The sequence below is a fragment of the Duganella sp. GW822-FHT06D06 genome (genome assembly GCF_058799615.1).
The window spans coordinates 97,306-120,605 of the sequence record NZ_JBXALQ010000006.1 but is presented as its reverse complement, the minus strand read 5'-3'; the positions used below and the strand labels follow the sequence as shown (position 1 = coordinate 120,605).

Annotated in this window: 31 protein-coding genes; 11 read left to right on the top strand and 20 right to left on the bottom strand. The window is 64.6% G+C overall.

What is annotated here, in order from left to right; translation table 11 throughout:
- Position 1: 1 nt before the first annotated feature.
- Genes AC1RMD_RS13240 through AC1RMD_RS13230 form a run of 3 tightly spaced genes read left to right on the top strand, consistent with a single transcriptional unit; the run spans position 2 to position 2,718 of the window.
- On the top strand, positions 2-667 hold the full coding sequence (locus AC1RMD_RS13240; RefSeq protein ID WP_492927081.1) for a 3'-5' exonuclease: 666 nt from the start codon (positions 2-4) through the stop codon (positions 665-667).
- Positions 668-716: 49 nt separating this feature from the next.
- On the top strand, positions 717-1,433 hold the full coding sequence (locus AC1RMD_RS13235) for a c-type cytochrome (RefSeq protein WP_492927080.1): 717 nt from the start codon (positions 717-719) through the stop codon (positions 1,431-1,433).
- A gap of 10 nt (positions 1,434-1,443) precedes the next feature.
- Positions 1,444-2,718 carry a cytochrome c gene (locus tag AC1RMD_RS13230; protein WP_492927079.1) on the top strand — a complete coding sequence of 425 codons (1,275 nt, stop codon included), beginning with the start codon at positions 1,444-1,446 and terminating at the stop codon, positions 2,716-2,718.
- Between the two features lie 52 nt (positions 2,719-2,770).
- Here AC1RMD_RS13230 and AC1RMD_RS13225 read toward each other — a convergent pair whose 3' ends face one another.
- From AC1RMD_RS13225 to AC1RMD_RS13210, 4 genes are all read right to left on the bottom strand, one after another.
- A complete protein-coding gene (locus AC1RMD_RS13225; protein ID WP_492927078.1) occupies positions 2,771-3,499 on the bottom strand; it encodes a YjjG family noncanonical pyrimidine nucleotidase in 729 nt (242 codons plus the stop codon).
- 22 nt (positions 3,500-3,521) lie between these two features.
- Positions 3,522-3,911, bottom strand: coding sequence for a VOC family protein (locus tag AC1RMD_RS13220; RefSeq protein WP_492927077.1), 390 nt, complete (start codon positions 3,909-3,911; stop codon positions 3,522-3,524).
- Positions 3,912-3,931: 20 nt separating this feature from the next.
- Complete coding sequence (locus AC1RMD_RS13215) at positions 3,932-5,053, bottom strand: type IV pilus twitching motility protein PilT (RefSeq protein ID WP_492927076.1); 1,122 nt, start codon at positions 5,051-5,053, stop codon at positions 3,932-3,934.
- A gap of 76 nt (positions 5,054-5,129) precedes the next feature.
- Positions 5,130-5,774 (bottom strand): class I SAM-dependent rRNA methyltransferase, encoded by a 645-nt coding sequence (locus tag AC1RMD_RS13210; protein ID WP_492927075.1) that lies wholly within the window; start codon positions 5,772-5,774, stop codon positions 5,130-5,132.
- Positions 5,775-5,994: 220 nt separating this feature from the next.
- Between AC1RMD_RS13210 and AC1RMD_RS13205 the strand changes: the two genes are divergently transcribed.
- Positions 5,995-6,774 carry a head GIN domain-containing protein gene (locus AC1RMD_RS13205; protein WP_492927074.1) on the top strand — a complete coding sequence of 260 codons (780 nt, stop codon included), beginning with the start codon at positions 5,995-5,997 and terminating at the stop codon, positions 6,772-6,774.
- Here AC1RMD_RS13205 and AC1RMD_RS13200 read toward each other — a convergent pair.
- Positions 6,746-7,795 carry an Rpn family recombination-promoting nuclease/putative transposase gene (locus tag AC1RMD_RS13200; protein WP_492927073.1) on the bottom strand — a complete coding sequence of 350 codons (1,050 nt, stop codon included), beginning with the start codon at positions 7,793-7,795 and terminating at the stop codon, positions 6,746-6,748. The genes AC1RMD_RS13205 and AC1RMD_RS13200 overlap by 29 nt on opposite strands.
- A gap of 114 nt (positions 7,796-7,909) precedes the next feature.
- Between AC1RMD_RS13200 and AC1RMD_RS13195 the strand changes: the two genes are divergently transcribed.
- The gene (locus AC1RMD_RS13195; protein WP_492927072.1) at positions 7,910-9,196 is read left to right on the top strand and encodes a Xaa-Pro dipeptidase; all 1,287 of its coding nucleotides are present in this window, start codon (positions 7,910-7,912) and stop codon (positions 9,194-9,196) included.
- 17 nt (positions 9,197-9,213) lie between these two features.
- Here AC1RMD_RS13195 and AC1RMD_RS13190 read toward each other — a convergent pair whose 3' ends face one another.
- The 4 genes from AC1RMD_RS13190 to purU are packed head-to-tail and all read right to left on the bottom strand — an operon-like array spanning position 9,214 to position 11,594.
- Positions 9,214-9,705: a YcnI family copper-binding membrane protein gene (locus AC1RMD_RS13190; RefSeq protein WP_492927071.1), complete on the bottom strand. Its 492-nt coding sequence runs from the start codon at positions 9,703-9,705 to the stop codon at positions 9,214-9,216.
- Complete coding sequence (locus tag AC1RMD_RS13185) at positions 9,705-10,151, bottom strand: copper chaperone PCu(A)C (protein ID WP_492927070.1); 447 nt, start codon at positions 10,149-10,151, stop codon at positions 9,705-9,707. The genes AC1RMD_RS13190 and AC1RMD_RS13185 overlap by 1 nt, the downstream gene beginning before the upstream one ends.
- Positions 10,152-10,163: 12 nt before the next feature.
- Positions 10,164-10,706 (bottom strand): YaeQ family protein, encoded by a 543-nt coding sequence (locus AC1RMD_RS13180; protein ID WP_492927069.1) that lies wholly within the window; start codon positions 10,704-10,706, stop codon positions 10,164-10,166.
- Between the two features lie 18 nt (positions 10,707-10,724).
- Positions 10,725-11,594, bottom strand: a complete 870-nt coding sequence (gene purU / locus AC1RMD_RS13175) for a formyltetrahydrofolate deformylase (protein WP_492927068.1) — start codon at positions 11,592-11,594, stop codon at positions 10,725-10,727.
- Positions 11,595-11,718: 124 nt separating this feature from the next.
- Between purU and AC1RMD_RS13170 the strand changes: the two genes are divergently transcribed.
- The 3 genes from AC1RMD_RS13170 (at position 11,719) to AC1RMD_RS13160 (ending at position 13,904) form a co-directional block, all read left to right on the top strand.
- Positions 11,719-12,747 carry an NADP-dependent oxidoreductase gene (locus AC1RMD_RS13170; RefSeq protein WP_492927067.1) on the top strand — a complete coding sequence of 343 codons (1,029 nt, stop codon included), beginning with the start codon at positions 11,719-11,721 and terminating at the stop codon, positions 12,745-12,747.
- A gap of 106 nt (positions 12,748-12,853) precedes the next feature.
- Positions 12,854-13,297, top strand: coding sequence for a TIGR01841 family phasin (phaP, locus tag AC1RMD_RS13165; RefSeq protein WP_492927066.1), 444 nt, complete (start codon positions 12,854-12,856; stop codon positions 13,295-13,297).
- A 244-nt stretch (positions 13,298-13,541) separates the two neighbouring features.
- The gene (locus AC1RMD_RS13160; RefSeq protein ID WP_492927065.1) at positions 13,542-13,904 is read left to right on the top strand and encodes a KGG domain-containing protein; all 363 of its coding nucleotides are present in this window, start codon (positions 13,542-13,544) and stop codon (positions 13,902-13,904) included.
- On the opposite strand, the gene AC1RMD_RS13155 is transcribed toward AC1RMD_RS13160, so the two are convergent.
- Positions 13,901-14,746: an inositol monophosphatase family protein gene (locus tag AC1RMD_RS13155; protein WP_492927064.1), complete on the bottom strand. Its 846-nt coding sequence runs from the start codon at positions 14,744-14,746 to the stop codon at positions 13,901-13,903. The two genes, AC1RMD_RS13160 and AC1RMD_RS13155, sit on opposite strands and share 4 nt — an antisense overlap.
- Before the next feature lie 97 nt (positions 14,747-14,843).
- Here AC1RMD_RS13155 and AC1RMD_RS13150 point away from each other — a divergent pair, with 97 nt between their 5' ends.
- Positions 14,844-15,641, top strand: a complete 798-nt coding sequence (locus AC1RMD_RS13150; protein WP_492927063.1) for a helix-turn-helix domain-containing protein — start codon at positions 14,844-14,846, stop codon at positions 15,639-15,641.
- Here AC1RMD_RS13150 and AC1RMD_RS13145 read toward each other — a convergent pair whose 3' ends face one another.
- From AC1RMD_RS13145 to modA, 4 genes are read right to left on the bottom strand one after another with little or no spacing between them, the layout of a single operon-like run.
- Complete coding sequence (locus AC1RMD_RS13145) at positions 15,642-16,454, bottom strand: TOBE domain-containing protein (RefSeq protein WP_492927062.1); 813 nt, start codon at positions 16,452-16,454, stop codon at positions 15,642-15,644. It abuts the gene before it with no gap.
- The gene (locus AC1RMD_RS13140; protein ID WP_492927061.1) at positions 16,444-17,145 is read right to left on the bottom strand and encodes an ABC transporter ATP-binding protein; all 702 of its coding nucleotides are present in this window, start codon (positions 17,143-17,145) and stop codon (positions 16,444-16,446) included. The genes AC1RMD_RS13145 and AC1RMD_RS13140 overlap by 11 nt, the downstream gene beginning before the upstream one ends.
- A 2-nt stretch (positions 17,146-17,147) precedes the next feature.
- Positions 17,148-17,834, bottom strand: a complete 687-nt coding sequence (gene modB / locus AC1RMD_RS13135; protein WP_492927060.1) for a molybdate ABC transporter permease subunit — start codon at positions 17,832-17,834, stop codon at positions 17,148-17,150.
- Positions 17,835-17,837: 3 nt separating this feature from the next.
- Positions 17,838-18,584, bottom strand: coding sequence for a molybdate ABC transporter substrate-binding protein (gene modA / locus AC1RMD_RS13130; RefSeq protein ID WP_492927059.1), 747 nt, complete (start codon positions 18,582-18,584; stop codon positions 17,838-17,840).
- 345 nt (positions 18,585-18,929) lie between these two features.
- Here modA and AC1RMD_RS13125 point away from each other — a divergent pair, with 345 nt between their 5' ends.
- The gene (locus AC1RMD_RS13125; protein ID WP_492927058.1) at positions 18,930-19,064 is read left to right on the top strand and encodes a hypothetical protein; all 135 of its coding nucleotides are present in this window, start codon (positions 18,930-18,932) and stop codon (positions 19,062-19,064) included.
- On the opposite strand, the gene AC1RMD_RS13120 is transcribed toward AC1RMD_RS13125, so the two are convergent.
- The gene (locus AC1RMD_RS13120) at positions 19,061-19,411 is read right to left on the bottom strand and encodes a VOC family protein (protein WP_492927057.1); all 351 of its coding nucleotides are present in this window, start codon (positions 19,409-19,411) and stop codon (positions 19,061-19,063) included. The genes AC1RMD_RS13125 and AC1RMD_RS13120 overlap by 4 nt on opposite strands.
- A gap of 77 nt (positions 19,412-19,488) precedes the next feature.
- Here AC1RMD_RS13120 and AC1RMD_RS13115 point away from each other — a divergent pair, with 77 nt between their 5' ends.
- Positions 19,489-19,998: a YgjP-like metallopeptidase domain-containing protein gene (locus AC1RMD_RS13115; RefSeq protein WP_492927056.1), complete on the top strand. Its 510-nt coding sequence runs from the start codon at positions 19,489-19,491 to the stop codon at positions 19,996-19,998.
- Positions 19,999-20,011: 13 nt separating this feature from the next.
- Here the strand turns inward: AC1RMD_RS13115 and AC1RMD_RS13110 are convergent, their stop codons facing one another.
- From AC1RMD_RS13110 to AC1RMD_RS13090, 5 genes are all read right to left on the bottom strand, one after another.
- Positions 20,012-20,548 (bottom strand): LOG family protein, encoded by a 537-nt coding sequence (locus tag AC1RMD_RS13110; RefSeq protein WP_492927055.1) that lies wholly within the window; start codon positions 20,546-20,548, stop codon positions 20,012-20,014.
- Positions 20,548-21,330 (bottom strand): hypothetical protein, encoded by a 783-nt coding sequence (locus AC1RMD_RS13105; RefSeq protein ID WP_492927054.1) that lies wholly within the window; start codon positions 21,328-21,330, stop codon positions 20,548-20,550. Before AC1RMD_RS13105 ends, AC1RMD_RS13110 begins: the two co-directional genes overlap by 1 nt.
- A gap of 16 nt (positions 21,331-21,346) precedes the next feature.
- Positions 21,347-22,012, bottom strand: coding sequence for a TetR/AcrR family transcriptional regulator (locus AC1RMD_RS13100; protein ID WP_166100382.1), 666 nt, complete (start codon positions 22,010-22,012; stop codon positions 21,347-21,349).
- A gap of 122 nt (positions 22,013-22,134) precedes the next feature.
- Positions 22,135-22,422, bottom strand: a complete 288-nt coding sequence (locus AC1RMD_RS13095) for a phasin family protein (protein WP_492927053.1) — start codon at positions 22,420-22,422, stop codon at positions 22,135-22,137.
- Positions 22,423-22,485: 63 nt separating this feature from the next.
- Entirely contained in the window at positions 22,486-23,229 is a 744-nt protein-coding gene (locus tag AC1RMD_RS13090; protein ID WP_492927052.1) for a substrate-binding periplasmic protein, read from the bottom strand.
- Between the last annotated feature and the right edge of the window lie 71 nt (positions 23,230-23,300).

The following is a 23,300-nucleotide window of genomic DNA, read 5'->3' as shown; positions in this document are numbered from 1 at the left end:
GTTGGCTCAGTTGGATACCCAGCAGCTCGCAGTCCAGGCGGAGGCCGAGCTTCCGCCCTACGTGGGGATACGCATCGCCGACGTGCGGCTAGTCACCACGGCCGAGCAAGCCGTCGCCGCGCGCGATGCCCTGCTGGCCACCGACGCCATCGGCTTCGATACCGAATCGAAGCCGACCTTCACCAAGGGCGAGACCTCGACCGGTCCGCACCTGATCCAGTTCGCCACCGATCACCAGGCCTATCTGTTCCAGATCGGCCACAGCACGTCCGCGGCCATCCTCGAGGTGCTGCAGGCGGTGCTGGAAACGCCGGCCTTGTTAAAGCTGGGCTTCGGCCTGTCCGACGACGTCAAGCGCCTGCACGCCAAGCTGGCGATCCGGGCGGCCGGCGTGGTCGACCTGTCGGTGGCGCTGCGCACGCCGGGACAGCGCAACGACCTCGGCGCCAAGACCGCCGTCGCCAAGTTCTTCGGCCAGAAGCTGCAGAAATCCAAGAAGATCTCGACCACCAATTGGGCGCTGCCGCGTTTGAACGAAAAGCAGATCCTGTACGCGGCCGACGACGCCCAGGTGGCCTTGCGCGTCTACCGCCACTACATCGCCGCCGGCAACAAGCTGCCGCCGATGAAAGCGGTCAAACTTCCGCGTCCGCCCAAGCCGCTTTAGGCCTGCTATCTGGTATACTTGCCAGATAGCTACGACCTCAAGGAATGGCATGTCTACCTCATACGTCGTGCGCGCGTGCGCCGCGCTGGCTTTGGCCGGCCGCTGCCTGTCATCTCTGGCCGCCGCGCCCGCCACGCTGCCCGACACCCTGGAACAACGCGTGGCCGCCTGCACCGCCTGCCACGCCGTCAAGGAGCGCGGCGACGCCTTCTTCCCGCGCATCGCCGGCAAGCCGGCCGGCTACCTGTACAACCAGCTGGTGAATTTCCGCGAAGGCCGGCGCCATTACCCGATGATGACCTATATGGTCGACCACCTGCCGGACGCCTACCTGCGCGAGATCGCCGACTACTTCTCGCGGCAGCACCCGCCCTACCCGCCGGCGCAGGCCGGCAGCGGCGCGAACGCCGGCAGCGCCGCCCTGGCGCGCGGCCAGGCGCTGGTGCAGCAAGGCGACCCGGCCAGGAAGATCCCGGCCTGCATTGCCTGCCACGGCAGCGCGCTGACCGGCGTGGCGCCGGCGATACCCGGCCTGATCGGCCTGCCCAGCGACTACGTCAACGCCCAGTTCGGCGCATGGAAGAACAAGGTGCGCCGCGCCGCCGCGCCGGACTGCATGGCGGAGATCGCCAACCGACTGTCCGAGACCGACATCGCCGCCGTCTCCGGCTGGCTCAGCAAGCAAACGCCGGACGCCGCCGCCCGGCCGGCCGACAACATCGCCATGCCCCTGCCGCTGAACTGCGGCAGCGTGCCAGCACCTTGAGGGCACGCACATGAAGAAAATTATTTATACCGTTATCGCGCTGCTGCTGGCCGGCATCCTGTGGGTGTTGTTCGGCGGCTCCGACGATGCCGGGCCGGCGCCGACCGTCACCGCGACACTGGCGCCAGCCGAGAAGGTCGCGCGCGGCGCCTATCTGGCCAAGGCCGGCGACTGCATGGCTTGCCACACCGTGCGCGGCGGCGCGCAATACGCGGGCGGACGCGCGCTGCAAACGCCGTTCGGCAGCGTCATCTCGCCCAACATCACCTCCGACAAGGCCAACGGCATCGGCGGCTGGAGCGCCGATGATTTCTGGCATGCGCTGCACAACGGCAAATCGAAGGATGGCCGCCTGCTGTACCCGGCCTTCCCCTACACCAACTACACCCGCATCACGCGCGACGATGCGGACGCGTTGTACGCCTACTTCCAGTCGGTGCCGGCGGTGGCGCAGGCCAACCGGCCGCATGAACTGCGCTTCCCGTACAACCAGCAATTCATGCTGGCCGCGTGGCGCGCGCTGTACTTCAAGCCCGCCGTATTCCGCGCAGACAGCAAGCAATCGGTGGACTGGAATCGCGGCGCCTACCTGGTGCAGGGCCTGGGCCATTGCAGCGCCTGCCACAGCGCGCGCAACACGCTGGGCGCGAGCGACGGCGAAGGCCTGTCCGGCGGCCTGATCCCGGTGCTGGGCTGGTACGCGCCGTCGCTCAATTCCGGTGCCGAGGCGGGGCTGGGGGAATGGATGCAGCCGCACATCGCGCAACTGCTGAAGACCGGCGTCTCGCCGCGCGCGACGGTGTTCGGGCCGATGGCGGAAGTGGTGCAGCAAAGCCTGCAACACCTGAGCGACAGCGACATCAACGCCATGGCGACCTACCTGAAAGCGCTGCCGGGCGACGGCAATAAATCCGAGTTCGAGCGCGACAAAGGCGCCGAGGCGATGGCCTACCTGGCGGCCGGCGCCAAGCTGTACGAGAAACACTGCGTGGATTGCCACGGCGCCGGCGGCGCCGGACTGCCGCCCGGCTACCCGCCGCTGGCCGGCAATCGCGCATTGACGATGGAGCAGGCGGTCAACCCGATCCGCATCGTCCTCAACGGCGGCTTCGCGCCCGGCACGGCAGGCAATCCGCGTCCGTACGGCATGCCGCCGTTCGGCCACGTATTAAACGATACCGAAGTGGCGCAGGTCGTATCCTATCTGCGCAGCGCCTGGGGCAACAACGCACCACCGGTCAACGGCAACGACGTCAACCGCTACCGCGCGATTCCATTGGACTAAAACACGGGGGTCAAGTCTGACATTCGGACACGACCTCGTCCGAAAGAGGCTCCTACAGCAGGGCTCGTGTCCGAATGTCAGACTTGACCCCGGTGGTATTTAGCAACGACATGATGTCGTGCAGGCTGGCGACTTCGTAGTCGGGTATTGCTACCGATGCGTTTGCCAGGCGGTCGGGGTTGAACCAGCAGCTCTCGATGCCGTAGCGGTTGGCGCCGAGGATGTCGGCGTCCAGCCGGTCCCCAATGATGATCGCCTCGTCCTTGGCGAAAGATGCAGCCATCCTGGCGGCATATTCGAAGAAACGCACATCCGGCTTGGCGTAGCCGCACGCCTCGGAGGTGGCGACGAAGGAAATGCATCCGGCCAGCCCCGAGCTGGCGATGCGGCGGTTCTGGATAGATTCGACACCGTTGGTGATGATGCCCACCTCGCCTATCGCGGAGAGCGTCTCGCAAATCAGTTTGGCGCCATCGATGAGGACCACGGTATCCGGCAGCGACTCTAGATAAAGGCTGCTTGCCAGTTCCGGATCGAGCTCGATGTCGTTTGCCTGGAAGGTCTGGCGAAAGCGCTCCACTTTCAAAAAGTCCTTGGTGACAGCGCCCGTCTCGAAGCGCCGCCACAGCTCCACATTGATCGCCTGGTATTGGTGGAAAATCCCATCCACGCCATCGTGCAACCCCAGTTCCCGCATGGTGCTGACGAAAGAAAGCTTTTCGGACGCTTTAAAATCCAACAGCGTATCGTCCAGATCAAAAAGGAATAATTTGTGCTTCATAACTTCTCATTAAAATTGTGCGTCAAGCCGGGGCGAGCTCGCTGACCATCACGTAATAGCCGTCAAGGTCGCGCAGCGCGAATTCCCTGGTGCCTGTGGCCGGGTTCAGATGCGGCTCCTCCGCCAGCCCGACGGCCAGCCCGCGCGCGCGCAGCAGCGCCTCATCGAAGTCATCCACCCGGAAGAACAGCAGCAAGCCATTGCCAGGCTGCGCATGTTCAGGACTGGTCAGTGTCGGATGGTCGTGGGCGCCCCACTGATGCAGGCAAAGCAGGACAGTGCCATCGGCATCCACCAGCTGCCCGAAATACTCGTGCGCGGGAGCTGTCGCCGCTTGACCAAACAGTGACTGGTACCACTGAAAACTTCGGGCGACATCGGCAACGCCAATGATGGTCCATGTCCGTTTCATGTCGCCCTCCCAAGTATCCGCTAGTAGTGTTCAGCGAAGCCGATGCGGTCGGTCGTCGCGTTGCGCGCGTCTTCCACGCTGACCTTGCCTGCGGCCAGCAAGGCGCGCAGCGAGGCGTTCATCGTATGACAACCTTCGCCCGGTTTGTTTTCCATCCAGTTGCGCAGCGCCGACACCTGGCCGGTGGCGATCATGTTGACCACGTCCGGATTCGAGGTCAGGCACTCGGTGGCCAGGTGGTAGCGGTCGCCGTCCACCGACGGCAGCAGCGCCTGGCACAGCACGCCGCGCAGCGCGTGCGCCAGCGCCTGCGACTGCGGTTCGGCATTGCCCAGCAGGCGCACCATCTTCTGCAAGCCCAGCTCGGTCGAACGCGCGTGCAGCGAGGCCAGCACCAGCGGGCCCGATTCGGCCAGCGCCAGCGCCTCCTGCGCCGTCTGGGCGTCGCGGATCTCGCCGATGACGATCACGTCCGGCCGCTCGCGCAGCGCGTCCAGCGCGCCCAGGTAGAAGCTCTCGACGTCGCCGTCGAAGCCCACTTCGCGCTGGGTGATGACGCACTGGCGCTGCGGGATCAGCGTCTCGACCGGATCTTCAATCGTGATGATGTGGCCGGAGCGGTGCTTGTTGATCTCGTCGAGCATGGCGGCGATGGTGGTCGACTTGCCCTGGCAAGTGTCGCCGATGATCAACACCAGCCCGCTGGTGAGCTTGGCGAAGTTCTGCTCGGCCTGGCGCAGGCCCAGCTGGCTGAGCACCATCGGCTCCTTCGGAAAGCGGCGGATCACGCAGCCGAGCCGCTTCTTGCCCTGGAAGCTGAAGCAGTTGGCGCGGATGCGCGCCGTGTGCAGGTCCACCGCGCGGTCGAAGGCGCGGTCCTGGATGCGCTCGGACCAGTTCGGCTCGACCACTTCGAAGAACTCTTGCAGCTCTTCGCGCGTGATCGGCGAATCGGTCACCGCCACCAGCCCTTTCGGCTGGCGCAGCAACAACGGACTGTTCTGGTGGATCAGGATGTCGCTGAAGATCAGCTTGGAATTCAGCAGATGCAGGATCTGCTCGACTAGCGTGCCGAAGACCGGGTGGTCTTCGTTTTCGATGTAAGTCAGGGTGCGAATTTGCGACGACTGGTAATTTTCCATCTGTACTCTGATCTCCGTGGGGTCGGTGTTGCTCCGCGAACGATTATAAGAGAAAAATTGCAGCATCGAAATTTTTTCAGCTGCGGACCTTCGGATACTTGAAGCCGGTGCGCAAGTCCATGCTGTAGCGTTGTTTGCCCTCGGTGACCACCACGTGGTCGGGCGGTTCCTCGCCGGCCAGCGCGCGATAAAAGATCGGCAAGCCCTCGCCTTTGCGGATCAGGTCGTCGCAGCGTTCGTAGACATTCGGACAACCGGTTTCCGCCAGCAGCGCCTGCACGATGGCCACTTTCCAGGCCTCGACCCCGGCCGACTGGAACTGGCAGATCAAATAGCCCTGGACGCCGCCCCAGCTGTCGACCAGCAGGCCGGACAGGCCGTCCTCGTCGCCGCGCACCACCGGCACCAGGTCGTTGGGACCGGCCGCGCGCACGCTGGCGGCGCGCTTGGCGATGGCGGCCTTGACGCGGCGCTTGATCAGCGCGTGGTCAACCGGTTCGTCTTCCTTGTAGGTCCAGATGCGGGCGCAGATCTGCGACTTGGCGTTGTAGGCGGCGCGGCCGATGAACTGGCGCGACGAGGTCTGCACCGTGGCGGTGGCGCCCGGCTTGTTCTTTTCCTGCGGCTTGCCCTCGATTTTTTCTACCGCGGAGGCATAGATCCAGGGGTCGCCGGCCAGCAGGCTCTTTTCCTTGCCCTGTTTGATGGTGATGATAAGCATGTAAGTCCAATAAGTGCTGCGTTGCAGCGTACGGTGTTGCGGGATAGCCCGAATGATACCTCATGCCGGCCCCGCCCCCGCCGCCGGACGCGCTCTGGTACCCGGCTGCTGCATTCTGTGCCGCGCTGGCTGCAATCTGTCGCAGCCGGGTTTCGTGCGCGGGGACGAGTCCGTAGTATCCAACCTCAAGAGCCGTAACCACCATCACTAGGAGATCATCATGGCAAATCCATCCGTCCGTAGCGCGCTGCGCGTCCTGTTCCTGTCCGCCGGCCTGCTGGCCGTCGCCGCGCCGGCCGGCTTGGCCGTGGCCGGTCCGCTCAGCTGGTTCCACGGCGAGCGGGTGCAGGGCAGCGGCAAGATCGTCAAGCAGAACCGCGAGATCGGCCATTTCACCTCGCTGGCGAGCAGCATCAGCGGCAATGTCGAGATCCGCATCGGCAACACCGAAGGCATCAGCATCGAGACCGACGACAATTTGCAGGCGCTGATCGAGACCGTGGTCGACAACGGCACCTTGCGCATCCGGCCGACCCGCAAGGACGTCAACCTGGAGTCGCGCACGATGAAGATCGTGGTGCAGGCGCGTTCGATCGAGAAAATCGCGGTGGCCGGTTCCGGCTCGGTCGAGGCCGACAAGCTGCGCGGCGAGAGCCTGACGTTCGACGTCGGCGGCTCCGGCTCGATCAATGTGCGCAACCTGGAGAGCGAATCGGTGGCGATCGCGCTGGGCGGCAGCGGCAACCTGAAGGCCAGCGGCAACGTCGAGCGGCTGCAGGTGTCGATCGGCGGCTCGGGACGGGTGCAGGCCGGGCAGCTGGCGGCGCGCGACGTCACGGTCAGCATCGGCGGCTCGGGCCAGGCGACGGTGTGGGCCAAGCAGACGCTGAACCTGAGCGTGGCCGGTTCGGGCGACATCACCTACTACGGCGATCCGCAGCTGACCAAGAGCGTGATGGGCTCGGGCACCATCAAGCGGCTCGGTGGTTCGCCGCAGTAAAAACCTGAGCCGGCTCGTGGCCATCAATCAGCGCCTGGATCCACGCGCTGAGTTGGGCTGCGTCGGCATGGTCCACTTTTTCGGCAACCTCTGCGGGGAGTGACGTATCTCGCCGATCCAGCAGCGCTTGCAAAACACTTTTCAGCGCCACGTGTTCGCCCTCTTGTCGCCCTTGCTGCATGCCTTGCTGCATGCCTTCTAGCATTCCTAGCTGCACCCCTATACGGCGCCCTTCTCTCAACCCCTTGCGGCGACCACGCTTGATCGCCTCATCTTCAAGCAAGGCCTCGTAGGTCTTGTATCGCCGATTGAATAGCATCGCTGGCTCCTCCCCGGAGTTCATAGTAGCTTCGTCAAATTCATCCTGCAAGGTCGTGCGTACCCAGCGCCTCAAACTGTCACGCACCCTTGCGACATCAGGCGCCTTCATGCGTTCGGCAAAATCGTTCAAGGCCAACAGCATTTCCTTATTGGTCTTCGACCGCAGCAATCGGAACAAAATACCCAAAATGTTGGCAGGGTCACCCAGATTCATCTGGCGATACTGGTCTATCAACATGAAAAGCTGGCGCGGCTGGTAGTCCTCCAAGCCATCTGGCGGCGGCAACATCAATTCGGCCAACTCCCTGCTGGCGCGCCAAGGCCTACGGCCGTGATACAGAACGATCGGCAACACCGGCGGCAACTTGCCGCCCTGCGTCAGCCGGTGCTGGGAGACCAGGTCCTGAAGTAGCAAGCCGACATAAACCTGCATGCGCAAAGCCATCCAGTGGTCGGAGCGGGCCTGGAATTCCAGCAGGATGTAGACGTAGACCCACTCGCCGCCAACCTTCGCCCGCCACACCATATCCTGATGGCGCTGCTTGCCGCTGTCGCTGACATAGCTGGCGTTGACGCGCTCGAAGACGCCCACCTCCAGCGTCCTGGCCCAATCGGCCGGCAAAAAGCCGGCCAGCAAATCCCGCACGATTTCGGGATGCGCGAAGAGTTGACGGTAAAGCGTATCGCTACGGGTGTTCATCCAAAAAATTGTAGCGCCCGCCTGAAGACGCGGGTACGCTAGGCGGGCGCCGTTTGGCCCGCATCAATCCGATGCGCATAAAACGAAGAAGAACCTCACCACCAGGAGATCCGCTTGAACGTTATCGCCATGTCCGTCCGCCGCGCCTACATGCTGCCGCTGTTGCTGCTGGCCTGCTCCGCCGCCTGCGCCGCCCCGCCCGCCGTCACCGCCATCAAGGCCGCCCACATGCTCGACGTGCGCAGCGGCGCGCTGATCGACAACGCCGTGGTGCTGGTCAGCGGCGAACGCATCACCGCCGCCGGCAGCAAGCTGGCGATCCCGGACGGCGCCCAGGTCATCGACCTCGGCAACAAGACCCTGCTGCCCGGCCTGATCGACATGCACACCCACCTGACCGGCGACCCGCAGGACTCCGGCTACTCCATCGTCGCCAAATCGGTGCCGCGCGCGACGTTGACCGGCGCCAAGAACGCCCGCCTGACGCTGCAGGCCGGCTTCACCACGGTGCGCGACGTCGGCGCCGACGGCTATGCCGACATCGGCCTGCGCGACGCCATCAACGACGGCGACGTGCCCGGCCCGCGCATCGCCGCCTCCGGTCCGCCACTGAGCATCACCGGCGGCCACTGCGACGACACCATGCACGCCCCCGAATACAAGATCACCAGCCTGGGCGTGGCCGACGGCGCCGCCGAAGCGCTCAAGGTCACGCGCCGCAACATCAAGTACGGCGCCGACGTCATCAAGATCTGCGCCACCGGCGGCGTGCTGTCCTTCGGCGACGATCCGCGCACCTCGCAATACACGCAGGAAGAATTGAAGGCCATCATCGGCGACGCCCACCGTCTCGGCCGCAAAGCCGCCGCCCACGCGCACGGCGGCGACGGCATCAAACTGGCGGTGCTGGCCGGCATCGACTCGATCGAGCACGGTTCCTACATCGACGACGAAGGCATCAAGCTGATGAAAGAACACAAGACCTGGCTGGTGCCGACGGTCTACCTGGGCGACTGGCTGATCGACAACGCCGAGGCGATCAAGCTGCCGCCGCCGCTGCTGGACAAAGCCAAGGTGGTGTTGCCGACCGCGCGCCTGAACGTCGCCCGCGCCATCAAGGCCGGCGTGCAGGTCGCCTTCGGCACCGACGCCGGCGTCTATCCGCACGGCCTGAACGCGCGCGAGTTCGGCACGCTGGTCAAACTGGGCATGACGCCGATCCAGGCGATCCGCGCGGCCACGCTCAACGCCAGCGAGCTGCTGGGCTGGACCGACAAGGTGGGCACTATCGAGGCGGGCAAATTCGCCGACCTGATCGCGGTCGACGGCGAGCCGTTGAAAGATGTGAAGACGCTGGAAAGCGTCCGGTGGGTCATGAAGGGCGGCGCGGTCGTCAAGTAAGACCGCGCGGCCTCAGCTCAATGCTGGTGTTGCGCCGTGCCGGCCGGCGCCGGCAGGACTTCCAGCACCGGCGCCGGCGCCTTCAGTTTGACGCCGCTGTCGCCGGGGATCTCGTCCCAGGCCACGCTGACCTTGTCGCACTGCTGCACGATGCGGAAGTACAGCTTGCCCGGCTGTGCGCCCAGCTTGACCTGCACCACGAACTCGTCGAAATAAGCATCCGGCAGCGGACCGCCCTTCCAGCTGATTTCCTGCACGCCGCCATTGGTGCCGACGTTGGTCTTCCAGCCCGCCTTGGGCATGGGCTTGGCGTTGCTGACACCCTCCGGCAGCGACACGGTCAAGCCTTTGGTGGCAGTGCCGTCGCAACCGTGGCCGACGCGGAAGGTCAGCTTCTGGAAACTGCCGGCCAGGCCGGTGGATTGTTCCAGCGTTACGTGCGCCTGTGCCGCAGGCGCCAGCATCGCAGCAGAGAAAGCCAGCGCCAGCATGGTGGAAGTCGTTTTCATCACTGCCCTTTCGGTGGTGTGTACGTCAGCGGTTTGACCGTCACGTCGACGACGACGGTTTCGGTCTGCTTGCCCTTCTTGCGGATCACCAGCGTGACCGGCACGGTCTCGCCTTGCTTCAACTGCCGCTTCAAATCCATCAGCATCACATGGTAGCCGCCGGACGCCAGGTCCACGCTCTGCCCGGCCGGCAAGTCCAGCGACGGCACGGCGTGCATCTTCATCATCTGGCCATCCATCTCCATGCGATGGATCTCCACCACGCCCGCCACGCCGGAGCGCACTTCCACCAGCTGCCCGCCCCGCATGGACTTGAGCTGCATGAACACGCCGGTCGACCTGGCCGACGGCACGGTGGCGCGTATCCAGGCGTCGCGTACTTCGAGCTGGGCCTGGGCCGGCGGGCAGACCGCCGCCAGCAGCAATGCGGAAAGGATTTTGTTCATCAAGCGATTATATCAACGCTCGCCCTTGAAGGTCTCGCGGCCGACTTCAACCGTGGTGACGCCGTCGGTCAGCCAGATCTGGCCGTCCTGGATCGTGCACTGCAGCTGCATGCTGCGCTGGGCCATCTTGGACAGCTGCTCGGCGGCGTCGGCGTCGAGGTTGATCACGGTCAGGTTCTTGCAACGCTCGACCTTGTTGGCCAGCGCCTTCCACCAGATGTGGCTGGTGGCGGCGTAGCTGTAGACGTAGACGTGCTCCGAACGGCCGCTGGCCTTCAGGATCACCTTCTCGTCCGGCTGGCCCACTTCGATCCACAACTGGATCGCGCCGGTCAGGTCCTTCTGCCACAGGTCCGGCTCTTCGACGTCGAACAGGCCTTTGGTGAAGGTCAGCGCTTCGTTGGCGTGGATCGCGAAGGCGATCAGGCGCACCATCATGCGCTCGTCGGTTTCGGACGGGTGACGCGCCAGGGTCAGCGACTGGGTCTCGTAGAAATTGCGGTCCATGTCCGCGATCTGCAAGTCGGCTTTGTAAATTGTTGCTTTGAGGGCCATCGGTGAATCTCTTTAGTTTTATTTGAAGACGACAGTTTTGTCGCCGTTCTGCAAAATGCGGTGTTCGACAAACCATTTCACGGCGCGCGCCAGCACCACGCACTCGACGTCGCGGCCGATGGCGGACAGCGTGTCCGCGTCCATCGAATGGTCGACGCGCTCGACGTCCTGCTCGATGATCGGACCTTCGTCCAGGTCGCCGGTGACGAAGTGGGCGGTGGCGCCGATCAGCTTGACGCCGCGGTGGTGCGCCTGCGCATACGGCTTGGCGCCCTTGAAGCTCGGCAGGAAGGAATGGTGGATATTGATCGCCTTCCCTTTCAACGCCGTGCACAGGCCGGGCGACAGGATCTGCATGTAACGCGCCAGCACCACCAGGTCGATCTCGTGCGAGTTCATCAGCTCGATGATCTTGCCTTCCTGCGCCAGCTTGGCTTGCTGCGACGCGCCAGTGGCCAGCGGCAGGTGGTGGAACGGAATATTGTAGCTGGCCGCCAGCTGGTAGAAGTCCATGTGGTTGGACACGATGGCAGGAATTTCCACCGGCAGCAAGCCGCTCTTGTAGCGGAACAGCAAATCGTTGAGGCAGTGGCCGATCTTCGACACCATCAACATCACGCGCGGCTTGTAGTGGGCGTCGCGCAGCTCCCAGTCGAGCTTCATCTCGGCGCCCAGCAGGCCGAAGTCGGCGCGCAGCAGGTCGTCGTTGACGTTGCGGTCTTCCAGCGCGAAGTGCACGCGCATGAAGAACAGCTTCGACTCGCCATCGCCGAACTGGGCCGAGTCGATGATGTTGCAGCCGTGGTCGGCCAGGAAGCCCGACACGCGATGAACGATACCGCGCTGGTCCAGGCAAGAGAGTGTCAAAATGTATTCGGGATTGCTCATATCCACCATCGTTATAGGTCTAACAAGGCCGGTATTGTCGCACGGCTGGGCATACACCGTAAAAATAGCACGATCGTTCAATTTAAGATATATTGACCGTCACACTCTTCTTTGAGGATACAAAATGACTATCAACGAGACAAATCTTCAATTCCGCCTGGCGGCCCGTCCGGTCGGCATGGTCAAGGACAGCGACTGGCAGCAAGTGAGCGAGCCGGTGCGCGAGCCGGCCGAGGGCGAAGTCGTGGTCAAAGTGCTGTACCTGTCGCTCGATCCGGCCATGCGCGGCTGGATGAACGAAGGCAAATCCTACATCGCGCCGGTCGCCATCGGCGAGGTGATGCGGGCCGGCGGGGTCGGCGTGGTGGTGGCCTCGAAGTCGCCCGACTTCGCCGTCGGCGACCACGTGCAGGGCGGCACCGGCGTGCAGCGCTACTGGGTCGGCCCGGCCGGCGACAAGCGCCACGGCTTCCGCAAGGTCGACGCCAAACTGGCGCCGCTGCCGACCTACCTCAACACGCTGGGCATGCCCGGCATGACGGCCTACTTCGGCCTGATCGAATCGGGCCAGCCGAAAGCCGGCGAGACGGTGGTGGTGTCCGGCGCGGCCGGCGCGGTCGGCCAGACCGTCGGCCAGGTGGCCAAACAGCTGGGCTGCCGCGTGGTCGGCATCGCCGGCGGCAAGGACAAGTGCGACTTCGTGGTCAAGCAGCTGGGCTTCGACGCCTGCATCGACTACAAGGGTGGTTCGGTCAAGGACGGCCTGAAGGAACACTGCCCGAACGGCGTCGACGTCTACTTCGACAACGTCGGCGGCGACATCCTCGACACCGTGCTCACCCGCATCAACCTGAAGGCGCGCATCGTCATCTGCGGCGCCATCTCGCAGTACAACAACACCACGCCGATCAAAGGCCCGGCCAACTACCTGTCATTGCTGGTGAACCGCGCACGCATGGAAGGCATCGTCGTGTTCGACTACGCCGAGCGCTACCACCTGGGCATCGCCGCGTTGGGCCAGTGGATGAAAGAAGGCAAGGTCAAGAGCAAGGAAGACATCGTGCAAGGCCTGGAGCACTTCCCGCAAGCACTGAACATGCTGTTTGAAGGGAAGAACTTCGGCAAGCTGGTGCTGCAGGTGGCCGCCGAATAAATTCGGGGAACTTTTTTAGCGCTGGCCGCGTCTATCCTTCGGCTGCACACACCGCCGGGCCGCAAGTCCGGCGTTTTTCATTGAAGGATCACGACGAGGACGCATCATGTTCGCCCAACCCATTCCCCCCGCGATCAAATCGCACATCGACATCCAGATTACGCTGTACACCGACCTGACCCGGCGCGCGCTCGAAGCCCTGCAAAGCTTGAGCGAACTGAACCTGCAACTGGGTCGCGACCTGATCGCCGAATTCGGCGCCAACTTCCAACGGCTAATGGCCAGCAAGGACGCGGCGCAACTGGGCTCCGCCGTCGGCACCCAGTTGACGCCGGGCTGGGGCGCGCTGCAAAACTACCAGCACCACCTGGTCGAGATCCTCAGCCGCGCCAACTCCAGCCTGGCGCAAACGGCCGCCACCCACATGCCGGCGGTGCGCCGCGCCGCCACCGACGTCGCCGAGGAAATCATGCACCAGGCCTCGGAACAGACTGCGCGCACCGCCGAGCAGATGTCCAAGTACCAGATGGCGAGCGAACTGCGCCATTAATCGCCCCTGTTGTAGAAGGCGCTTCAAAATGAGCGTGGCTAGGCGGCTGCGCCGAAGGCGCAGCGAAAACGAAGACAGTGCGCCTGCACGGCAAGGAGCTGCAACAACGCCACGGTCATTTTGAAGCGCCTTCTTTGTGGAACTTTCGTCAATCTTGATTCTCTAACCATGCAGAGCAGCCGGCTTCAGGGCTGGCTGCTCGGGGAACCCTGACGGAATTTCATAACACTCATGAGGAGGTCTTATGGCCAGTAATTCAGGTAACGATCAAAGCAAGCCGAAAGGCGCGGCCAAACGCGGCTTTGCGGCGATGGACGAAGCAACCCAGCGCGCCATTGCCAGCAAGGGCGGACAGGCGGCCCACCAAAAAGGCACGGCCCATGAATTCGATTCGGAAGAAGCGCGCCGGGCCGGCCAGAAAGGCGGCGAGGCGGTCAGCCGCGACCGCGAGCACATGGCGCAGATCGGCCGCAAAGGTGGGGAAAGCCGGCAGTCCGCGGCCCGCGCCAACGCCGAGAAAAACGCCGCCAACGGCACGCGCGGCGCCGGGTCCGAACAATCTTCCAAGGGAGGCAGCCAGCAGGGGGGCAAGGTCGCCGGGCGCTAATCCCGACGCCCGGGCGCCCGCGCCTCCAGCGCTTGCTGCAAGCGCAGCAGCATGGAGGCATGCGCACCGGGCGCCGCGGCGGCCATGCTGAGCGCCCCCAGGCCATAGGGTTTGCCGTCGACCTGGGTCGCCTGGCCGCCGGCCTCGCGCACCAGCAGCGCGCCACCGATGCAATTGAAACCGTCGGCGCCGAATTGCCAGTATCCATCGAGGCGGCCGCACGCGACATACGCCAGTTGCAACGAGGTCGCGCCCGGGCTGCGCACCGCCGCCACGTCCGGCAGCATGGCGCTCAGCGCGGCGCCGGCCTGGCGCACCGCGCGCCGGTCGCGGCCGGCAAACGGCGGCTGGCTGGTGGCGACGATGCCCTGGTAGTGGCTGGCGCGGCCGTTGACGCGGATCTGCTCGCCGTTACGATAGGCGCCGTGGCCCCAGACCGCATGGAACATTTCGTCATGCACGGCGTCGAAGATGGCGCCGAACACCGGCACGCCCTCGCGCATCAGCGTCAGCGACATGGACCAGCTCGGTATCGCGCGCAGGAACTGCGCCGCGCCGTCGATGGCGTCGCAGATCCAGTATTCGCCGCGCGCGGCCAGGGCGGCGCTTTCTGCATCTTCCGCCACGCTGTCGCCCAGCGGGTCTTCCAGCCAGCCGATGGCGGGATGCAGGCGGCCCAACGCCCGCTTCAGCCCGGCGTTGGCGGCGCCGTCGATGCGGCGCAACGCCGTCATCATCTCGTCCACTTCCAACACCGGCTCATGGCGCCAAAAGGTCTCGCACAGATCGGCGCCGGCCTCGCGCAGCAGCGCCAGCACTTCTTCCGTATCGATTGCAGTCATGCCGATTCCTTGCTATAAGCTAAAGTCCTAGATTGCCAGAGAACTCAACTCCTGACTAACTGGCGACAGACAAGTAATATCGCAATCGGGCCAAAATATGGGTAGCAACTACTATGGCGACAAACGGCTGACGGACGAGATGCCGATCATGGTGGCCGCGCAGCACGCCGACCACAGCACCGGCGACATCAAGCTGGTGCATCACCATCCGGAAGGCCAGCTGTATATTCCGCTGCAAGGCGTGATCGTGGTCGAGGCCGGCGACGTGCGGCAGGTGCTGCCGCGCGGCCGGCTGGGCTGGATACCGCCGAATATGCCGCACGGCGCCAGCGCCTACGCCAGCACCTTCAAGCCGGGCCTGGCCGGCTACACCATCCATCTGACGCCCTCGCTGTGCGCCGACCTGCCGCAGCGGTCGCGCGTGATGCGCATGTCGCCGCTGGCGGCGTCGCTGCTCGAACGCATGGTCGCCTGGCCCGGCGGCATGCCGGCCGACGCCGCCGGACGACGGCTGATGACGGTGTTCCTGGACGAAGTCCGCGCGGCCGACGAAGAACCGCTGCACCTGACCATGCCCAGCCATCCGCGCCTGCAGGCGATGGCGGCGGCGATCGCCGACAATCCGGCCGACGAGACCGACCTCGACGAATGGGCCGCCAAACTGGGCTGGTCGCGCCGCAGCCTGACGCGCCACTTCCGCCACCAGACCGGCATGTCGCTGGTGGAATGGCGCCAGGTGGCGAGGCTGCAAAAGGGCATGGAGTTGCTGAACGGCGGCGCCTCGGTGACGACGGTGGCGCTCAGCCTGGGTTATGACAGCGTCAGCAGTTTTATCGCGCTGTTCCGCCGCATCCTGGGTGTCACGCCGGCCCGCTTCGCCCAGTTCGAGTCGTGATCAGCCCGGCGTGCCGAGGATGACGCTGGACGCCTTGAAGATGGCGGTGGCGGTCATGCCGACCTCCAGCGCCAGCGTTTCGCCGCTGTCGCGGGTGACGATGGCGGCGATCGCGCCGCCGCCCGGCAATTCGATGCTGACCTCGGTGTTGACGGCGCCCACCTGCACCCGCGTGATCGTGCCGGACAAGCGGTTGCGGGCGGAAAACCGGGCCGCGCCCATGTCCGTCACCACGATCACCGACGAGGCCTTGACCAGCGCGAAGGCTTCGGCGCCGACGACCAGGCTCAGGCTGTCGCAGCTGTCGCGCGTGATGGTGGCGACGATGTGTACCCCACCGACGACTTCCAGCGTCACCTCGTCGTTCACCGCGCCCTCTTTCAGCGCCACCACTTTGCCGCTGAACTGGTTGCGCGCGCTGGTCTTCATCTTCATCCTTTGTATCAATAGAAAATCGTCGGCCAGCGCGTGCGACTGGCTGCTCAGGTGCGCCACGAACTTGCGGTGCTCTTCGTCGATTTTACGGAAATTTTCCACCAGCTGCGCGCCGCGCGGCGTCAGCCGTGTGCCGCCGCCGCCCTTGCCGCCCGCCGCGCGTTCCAGCAGCGGCTCGCCGGCCAGGTTGTTCATCGCTTCGATGGCGTCCCACGCGCCCTTGTAGCTCATGCCGACCACCTTGGCCGCGGCCGTGATCGACCCCTGTTCGGCGATGGCCGCCAGCAGCGCCATCCGGTCCTGCCCGCCCAGCTTCTGACCGCCGACGGTCAGCCATACATTGCCCTGCAATGCCATTGCGTGTTCTTCAGGCTTCATCGCGCTCGACTAGCTCCAGGTCCTTGACGTCGGCCATGCTACCATTTTCCATGCGCAGCACGTGCTCGCCGAAAGCGCGCACGTCCTCGGGGTCGTGGGTGATCAGTATCATCGGAATGTTCAGGCGGCGTTGCAGCGTGTCCAGTTCGGCGCGCATGCGCTCGCGCAGGCCGGGGTCCAGCGCCGCGAACGGCTCGTCGAGCAGCAGCGCCGCCGGCTCCGGCGCCAGCGCGCGCGCCAGCGCCACCCGCTGCCGCTGGCCGCCGGACAGTTGATGCGGCAACTGGTGGGCCACATGCTCCAGCTCGAACGCCCGCAGCCAGTGGCGGAGCGCCGCGCCATCCACGCCCGCCAGCGGATTGCGCCAGCCGCGCCGCAAGCCGAAGGCGATGTTCTGCCGTACATTCAGATGCGGGAACAGCGCGTAATCCTGGAACAGATAGGCCAGTTGCCGCCGCTGCGGCGGCAGGTCGATACCGTTGCCGCTGTCGAACAGGCTGCGGCCGGCCACCTCGATGCGGCCGCTGTCGGGCGTCATCAGCCCGGCCACCGCCTTCAGCAGCAAGCTCTTGCCCGCGCCCGACGGCCCGTAGACGACGATGCGCCGGCTGTCCGACGCCAGCCGCGCGCGCAATTCAAAAGTGCGCGCGCCGGAACGCAGGGTCTTGGCGATGTCGATATCGATTTGCATACTCAGGCCTGCGGGTTGCGGTTGGGCGTCAGTTTGTTGGCCGCGATCAGCACCACGATGCAGACCACGGAAGTAATGATCACCAGCAGGTTGGCGCTGTCGTCCTGCCCGGCCTGCACCGCCTCGTACACGGCGATCGACAGCGTCTGCGTCTTGCCGGGGATGCTGCCGGCCACCATCAGCGTCGCGCCGAACTCGCCCATCGAGCGCGCGAACGCCAGCAAGGCGCCGCCCAGCACGCCGCGCCAGGCCAGCGGCAGGGTCACGCGCAAGAACACGCCGAACGGCGAGATGCCCAGCACCCTGGCGGCCTGTTCCAGCTGCGTGTCGACCGTTTCAAACGCCGCCCGCGCGCCCTTGAGCACCAGCGGAAACGCCACCACGGCCGCCGCGATCACCGCCGCCTGCCAGGTGAAAATCAGGTTGATGCCGAACGTCTGCTGCAACCACGCGCCGATCACGCCGTGCCGGCCGATCAGCACCAGCAGGTAGTAGCCGAGCACGGTGGGCGGCATCACCATCGGCAAGGTCAGCAGCGCATCCAGCAGCTCGCGCCCCGGGAAGCGCTTGCGCGCCAGCAGATAGCCCAGCGCCACGCCGAACACCAGGTCCACCAGCGTCGCCCAGCACGCCACCTTCAGCGACAGGCGCAGCGCGATCCAGGCCGGTTCGGCGAGCAGCACGTCCACCGCTTACGGACGGCCGAAGCCGTACTTGGCCAGGATCGCCTGGCCGCTGGACGAGCGCACGTAGTCGGCGAACCGGTGGCCGGCGGCGGCCTGCGGAGCGGCCGCGATCACCGCGATCGGGTAGCTGACCGGGGTTGCGGTCGGCACGGTGGCGATCACCTTGACCTTGTCCTTCATCACGGCGGCATCGGTGGCGTAGACGAAGCCGGCATCGACCTCGCCGCGCGCCACGTAGTCCAGGCTCTGGCGCACCGAGGTGCCGAAGATGGCCTTGGGCTCGACGGCGGTCCACAGCCTGGCCTGCTCCAGCGCTTGCCTGGCATAGCGGCCGACCGGCACGCTGGCCGGGTTGCCCATCGTCACGCGGGTGACGGCGGCCTGCTGCAGATCGGCGATGCCCTTGATCGGCAAGGTGGCGGCGACCGGCGCGATCAGCACCAGGGTATTGCTGGCGAAATTCTTGCGGCTGCCGGCGGCCAGCAATTTCAGGCTGTCGGCCTTGTCCATCGCATCCTGGTCGGCGGAAGCGAACACGTCGACCGGCGCGCCCTTGGCGATCTGCTGCACCAGCGGATCGGAGGCGGCGAAGTTGAACTGCACCTTGTCGCCCGCATGCTCTTTCTCGTAGGCGGCGCCGATTTCCTTGAAGGCATTGGTCAGGCTGGCCGCGGCCGACACCGTGATATCCGTCGCCGACGCCGAAGCGCCCGCCGCCGCCAACACCAACGCCACCCCGAGTTTCAACATCATTTTTCCTTCAAGTAAGAGTATCGCAATAAACTCGATTATATAGCGATGTGCGGGATGCTGCGCTATGCCGAAATGACTATACGGGCTATGGCCAGCGTCCTCGGGCACACTGGGTCCGCCGCCTCAGGGCTTGGACTGGTTGAGGCACGGCCCGCCATACGATGGTATCGACCTGGTCGAAGCCTACTGTCAAGCCGCGGCATACGGGCGCCGACGCGGCGGCGACGGACGCCCAACTGGCCAGGCTCAAGGCGATCGCGTGATCGCCAAACTCGACGATAGTTATGTCAAGGCCGCCAAGCTACCGGGCTCGCTGGCCAGACATAGCCACGACGCCGCTATGTCGTGCCGAAAGGCGTGCGCCACAACCCGGTGGCGGAACAGGAATGCCTGATCATGTTGATCGAAAAAAAAGCCGCGCTGCACACCGGCGCCACGATCACCGCCAGGACCCGCTCCATCGAACAACAGCTGGGCTAGTCGTGCGACAGGATATTCAGCAGGCGGCCGAACGGATCGCGCACGAACAATCGCCGCACGCCCCACGGCTCGTTGACCGGGCCGTATTCGAGCGCCAGCCGCGCGGCCACCAGCCGCCGGTGGACTTCATCCAGGTCGTCCACCTCGATCGACAGGTCGGGCACCGGCGTGCCCGATCCGCCCTCGGACGCAAAACTGATCTGCGCCGCGGCCTGCCCGGCGCCGGCCAGCGTCACGATCCAGCCGTGGTCCATGACGACCGCCAGGCCCAGCACGCCGGAGTAGAAGGCCTTGGCGGCTTCGATGTCCACCGTGGCGATATTGGTCACGATACGCGTTACCTGCATATGAACTCCCTCCAAAGATGGGGAGGACGGCCGGGTGTGGTACATTCACGCCTCGATTCTTTCCAGCCGTGCCCAACATGTCCTCCCTGAAGTACCTCAGCGCCTATTCCGAGCAAACCCAGCAGCAAGTATCGCAACTCCTGGCCCAGAACCGTCTGGGCGAAGTGCTGCTCAAACGCTACAGCAAGGCGCACGACCTGCGCACCGACAAGGCACTTTACCAGTATGTGCAAGATTTGAAAAATGAACATTTGCGCAACGCCGAGCCGATTAACAAGGTCGGGTACGACAGCAAGATCCACGTGATCAATCACGCGCTGGGCCTGCACACCTCGATCTCGCGCGTGCAGGGCGGCAAACTGAAGGCCAAGCACGAGATCCGCGTGGCGACCATGTTCAAGGAAGTGCCGCAGGAATTCCTGACCATGATCGCGGTCCACGAACTGGCGCACGTGAAGGAAAAACAGCACGACAAGGCGTTCTACAAGCTGTGCACCTACATGGAGCCGAACTACCACCAGTACGAGTTCGACCTGCGCCTGTACCTGACCCACCTCGATACCGGCGCGCCCCGCCTGTGGACCTGAGCAGCCGCGCGGGCTAGGCCTTCAGCAGTTGCAGCAGGGCCTGGGGTTCCGGCGCCGACATCATCAGCGCCGCGTGCTGCGGACGGATGAAACCCTGCGCGCTGGCGTGCTGGATGAAGCCGCTCAAGCCGTCATAGAAGCCGTCCACGTTCAACAGCCCGATCGGCTTGGCGTGGATGCCCAGCTGCGACCAGGTCAGCATTTCAAACAATTCTTCCAGCGTGCCCATGCCGCCCGGCATGGCGATGAAGCCATCGGCCAGCTCGGCCATCATGGCCTTGCGCTCGTGCATGTCCTTGACGATGAACTGGCGCGTCAGGCCGGTGTGGCCCACTTCCCGCTCGACCAGCGCGGTCGGGATCACGCCCGTCACTTCGCCGCCCATGCGCAGCACTTCATCGGCGATGATGCCCATCAGGCCCACATTGCCGCCGCCGTAGACCAGCGACAGGTTGTCCGCCACCAGGGCCCGGCCCAGGGCGCGGGCCGCTTCGGCATACACGGGATTGACACCGGCGTTGGCGCCGCAATACACGCAAATAGCTTTCACTACTGTTTTTCCTCTACCAGTTCTCGTTTGGCCGCGTCCGCATCGAGCCGTTCCATCGCATCGTGGATGGCGCAGCGGGCGGCTTGCTCGCACAGGCTGATCGCTTCGGCCTGCTTCCTTTTACCTTCCAACATCATCATCGCGCGCGCATAGCGGACCCGGGCGATCGCCGACTCCGGCGCCAGCGCCAGCGCGGCCTGAAACTGTTTATAACATTCTTCCCGTTTCACGCCGTAGGTCAGGCCGCCGATCATGGCGCCCACCTTGTCGAGGATCTCGGCGTGGTAGACGCCCAGCGCGATGTGCGCGTCGGAGCGCAGCGGCGCCAGCCGGATCGAGGTGTCCAGGCTGTTGCGCACCTTGGCGCCCAGGCCCTGCGCCAGCGCCTTGACCACCGAAATCCCCTGCGAATACTGGCCCAGCGCATACGCATGCCAGTAGTAGCCGGACGAATTATGGGGTTGCTCCAGCTGCTGCCGCTCGCAGCGCTCGGCCACGCATTCGAAGGTGGCCAGCTTTTTTTGCGGGCTCAGCTCCAGGTAGTGCGCGTAGATGCAGATGGCCTTGTGCGCCACCGAGTAGCCGTTCACGCCGACGTCCAGGCCCAGCCGCGCGGCCCGCTCGAACTCGCCGGCATGGAAGGCGATCCAGGCCTGCACCAGCAAGGGGTTGACCGGGAACGGCTCCTGGTCGCCGCCATGCAGCACCGGCCAGGCTGCTTCCAGGCTGGCCGGCGTGTACAGGTAGGCGGGATCGGGGTACGGAAAGGGGTTCCATGCCATGGCAGTCTCCGTCAGCTTACTTGAGCTTCTTCAGGTATTCTTCGGACAGTTTCTGGAACAGCAAACTGGTTTCGTTGCGCAGGTAGGGACCGATCTGCGACAGCACCTGGTAGCAGCCGCGCGCCAGCGCGTCTGCCATCGATTGCTGTTCGCTGTATTTGCGCGGATTGCGCACGTATTCGTAGGACAGCCAATAAGTCGCCACCACCACCATATTGGTGGCCATGGCGTCGATGGCGTTGTCGGAGGCTTCCAGCGATTTTTCGCTGCGCAGGTCTTCGCACAGCTGTTTGGCGACCTTGATCTTGTGCGCCAGGATCTGCTTGAAGTGCAGCTCCAGCTTGCGGTTGCGCGACAGCAGGTCGTTGAGGTCGCGGTAGAAGAAGCGGTAGCGCCAGATCAGTTCGAACATCAGGTGCAGGTACAGCCACACGTCCTCGATGTTCGAGCGGCGGCCGTTGGGCACGGTCAGGATGCGCTCGATCTCGGCTTCGAACTGGACGAAGATCGAGTTGACGATGTCGTCCTTGTTGCGGAAATGGTAGTACAGATTCCCCGGCGAGATATTCATCTCTTCGGCGATCACCGTGGTGGTGATGTTGGGTTCGCCGAATTCATTAAACAAACGCAGCGACAGTTCGAGTATGCGTTCGCGGGTACGGCGGGGTGCTTTTTGTAGCATAGCAAGGAAACCTCTGTTTATTCTCCTGCAAGCATAACACCGATGAGACTATCTTAGAAACATCCGTGCGTGCTTTTACGCGCACATGCCGGGCTGATGCCGCAAGTTGCGGCCAAACCGGCCTATCGCCGGCCATTCTTCAGCTTTTCCGCCGCGCGCAGCGCGGCCACCTGCAGGGTCAGCTGGTCGATGCGCCGGTTCAGCGCCGCCACGTCGCCGGCGGTCGGCACGCCGATCGAGCTCAGCGCGCGCAGCACGCGCTCCTCGAACAGCTGCATGGAAAAGAACTTGCCCTCCTCTTCCTGCGCCTTGGCGAAGGCGCTCAGGCCGGCCTGCCAGATCTGCTGCGAGGACATGCGTACGACTTCCGCGGTTTGCTGGTCTTCATTCCGCTTCAACTTCTTTGCCATGTGAACTTCCCAAGTGTGCATTGCCGATGGTCGATTGTAGTCGGCAAAACTAGAGCACGTTTTCTAATGCTCGGGCGGCGTGGCCAGCCACTTGCGCTGGATTTTCAGCAGGCTGCCGTCCCGCTTGAGCTCGCGCAGCGCGCCGGCCCAGGCCTCGACCAGCGCTTTCGAGGTGCCGTTGGAAAAGGCGAAATACACCTCGGCCGTGCCCAGCCGCAGCGCCACCTCGATCTGGTCCGGGCGGTGGCCGGCCCGCTCCATGGCGCCGGGCATCAGCTCCTCGCCGTCGAACCACAGGTCGAAGCGCCCGCTCATCAGCATCTTGGCGGCGATCTCGGAAGTGTTGGTTTCGTCGGTGACGTTGTAGCCCAGCCCGCGCGCCATGTTGATGAAGACGCTGCCGCGCCGCACGCCGGCGTGCGACCGGTACAGGCCGGGATCGCGCCGCTGCAATTCGGCCAGCCGCCCCTTGACCACGTACGCCACCACGCGCGAGGTGAAGATCGGGCCGACGAACTGCATCTGGCGCTCGCGCTCCGGGGTGCGCACCACCGTCAGCAACATCACGTTCGGGACGGCCTCGGCCAAGGTCTGGGCCCGCGCCCACGGCACGATGTCGATCGGGTCGTGCCGGCCCAGCCGCTCCTGGATGCGGCGCACCAGCTCGACCGCCAGGCCGGCCGGCTGGCCGCTGTCGGTGTAGCTGATCGGCTTGCTGTCCATGCCGTAGATCTTCAGCGCAGACCCGTCCGGCGCGGCGGACGCCAGGCCGGCGACCAGCAGCAATAGGGACAAACTGGACATCATGCGCATCTTCAACCTCGAACTCGACCATCACAAGCTCGATAGTAAGCCAGATTTTTGCTGCTGGGCTAGTC

Excerpts from the sequence above, each read along its gene's own strand:
- purU (WP_492927068.1), bottom strand. The coding sequence starts at position 11,594 with ATGAGCAATCCCGAATACATTTTGACACTCTCTTGCCTGGACCAGCGC.
- AC1RMD_RS13185 (WP_492927070.1), bottom strand. The coding sequence starts at position 10,151 with ATGAACAAAATCCTTTCCGCATTGCTGCTGGCGGCGGTCTGCCCGCCG.
- AC1RMD_RS13170 (WP_492927067.1), top strand. The coding sequence starts at position 11,719 with ATGACTATCAACGAGACAAATCTTCAATTCCGCCTGGCGGCCCGTCCG.
- phaP (WP_492927066.1), top strand. The coding sequence starts at position 12,854 with ATGTTCGCCCAACCCATTCCCCCCGCGATCAAATCGCACATCGACATC.
- AC1RMD_RS13160 (WP_492927065.1), top strand. The coding sequence starts at position 13,542 with ATGGCCAGTAATTCAGGTAACGATCAAAGCAAGCCGAAAGGCGCGGCC.
- AC1RMD_RS13210 (WP_492927075.1), bottom strand. The coding sequence starts at position 5,774 with ATGCTTATCATCACCATCAAACAGGGCAAGGAAAAGAGCCTGCTGGCC.
- AC1RMD_RS13220 (WP_492927077.1), bottom strand. The coding sequence starts at position 3,911 with ATGAAACGGACATGGACCATCATTGGCGTTGCCGATGTCGCCCGAAGT.
- AC1RMD_RS13100 (WP_166100382.1), bottom strand. The coding sequence starts at position 22,012 with ATGCTACAAAAAGCACCCCGCCGTACCCGCGAACGCATACTCGAACTG.
- AC1RMD_RS13225 (WP_492927078.1), bottom strand. The coding sequence starts at position 3,499 with ATGAAGCACAAATTATTCCTTTTTGATCTGGACGATACGCTGTTGGAT.
- AC1RMD_RS13235 (WP_492927080.1), top strand. The coding sequence starts at position 717 with ATGTCTACCTCATACGTCGTGCGCGCGTGCGCCGCGCTGGCTTTGGCC.
- AC1RMD_RS13115 (WP_492927056.1), top strand. The coding sequence starts at position 19,489 with ATGTCCTCCCTGAAGTACCTCAGCGCCTATTCCGAGCAAACCCAGCAG.
- AC1RMD_RS13140 (WP_492927061.1), bottom strand. The coding sequence starts at position 17,145 with ATGCAAATCGATATCGACATCGCCAAGACCCTGCGTTCCGGCGCGCGC.
- AC1RMD_RS13200 (WP_492927073.1), bottom strand. The coding sequence starts at position 7,795 with ATGAACACCCGTAGCGATACGCTTTACCGTCAACTCTTCGCGCATCCC.
- AC1RMD_RS13190 (WP_492927071.1), bottom strand. The coding sequence starts at position 9,705 with ATGAAAACGACTTCCACCATGCTGGCGCTGGCTTTCTCTGCTGCGATG.
- AC1RMD_RS13180 (WP_492927069.1), bottom strand. The coding sequence starts at position 10,706 with ATGGCCCTCAAAGCAACAATTTACAAAGCCGACTTGCAGATCGCGGAC.
- AC1RMD_RS13105 (WP_492927054.1), bottom strand. The coding sequence starts at position 21,330 with ATGGCATGGAACCCCTTTCCGTACCCCGATCCCGCCTACCTGTACACG.
- AC1RMD_RS13150 (WP_492927063.1), top strand. The coding sequence starts at position 14,844 with ATGGGTAGCAACTACTATGGCGACAAACGGCTGACGGACGAGATGCCG.
- AC1RMD_RS13230 (WP_492927079.1), top strand. The coding sequence starts at position 1,444 with ATGAAGAAAATTATTTATACCGTTATCGCGCTGCTGCTGGCCGGCATC.
- AC1RMD_RS13095 (WP_492927053.1), bottom strand. The coding sequence starts at position 22,422 with ATGGCAAAGAAGTTGAAGCGGAATGAAGACCAGCAAACCGCGGAAGTC.
- AC1RMD_RS13205 (WP_492927074.1), top strand. The coding sequence starts at position 5,995 with ATGGCAAATCCATCCGTCCGTAGCGCGCTGCGCGTCCTGTTCCTGTCC.
- AC1RMD_RS13215 (WP_492927076.1), bottom strand. The coding sequence starts at position 5,053 with ATGGAAAATTACCAGTCGTCGCAAATTCGCACCCTGACTTACATCGAA.
- AC1RMD_RS13145 (WP_492927062.1), bottom strand. The coding sequence starts at position 16,454 with ATGAAGCCTGAAGAACACGCAATGGCATTGCAGGGCAATGTATGGCTG.
- AC1RMD_RS13155 (WP_492927064.1), bottom strand. The coding sequence starts at position 14,746 with ATGACTGCAATCGATACGGAAGAAGTGCTGGCGCTGCTGCGCGAGGCC.
- AC1RMD_RS13090 (WP_492927052.1), bottom strand. The coding sequence starts at position 23,229 with ATGATGTCCAGTTTGTCCCTATTGCTGCTGGTCGCCGGCCTGGCGTCC.
- modA (WP_492927059.1), bottom strand. The coding sequence starts at position 18,584 with ATGATGTTGAAACTCGGGGTGGCGTTGGTGTTGGCGGCGGCGGGCGCT.
- AC1RMD_RS13120 (WP_492927057.1), bottom strand. The coding sequence starts at position 19,411 with ATGCAGGTAACGCGTATCGTGACCAATATCGCCACGGTGGACATCGAA.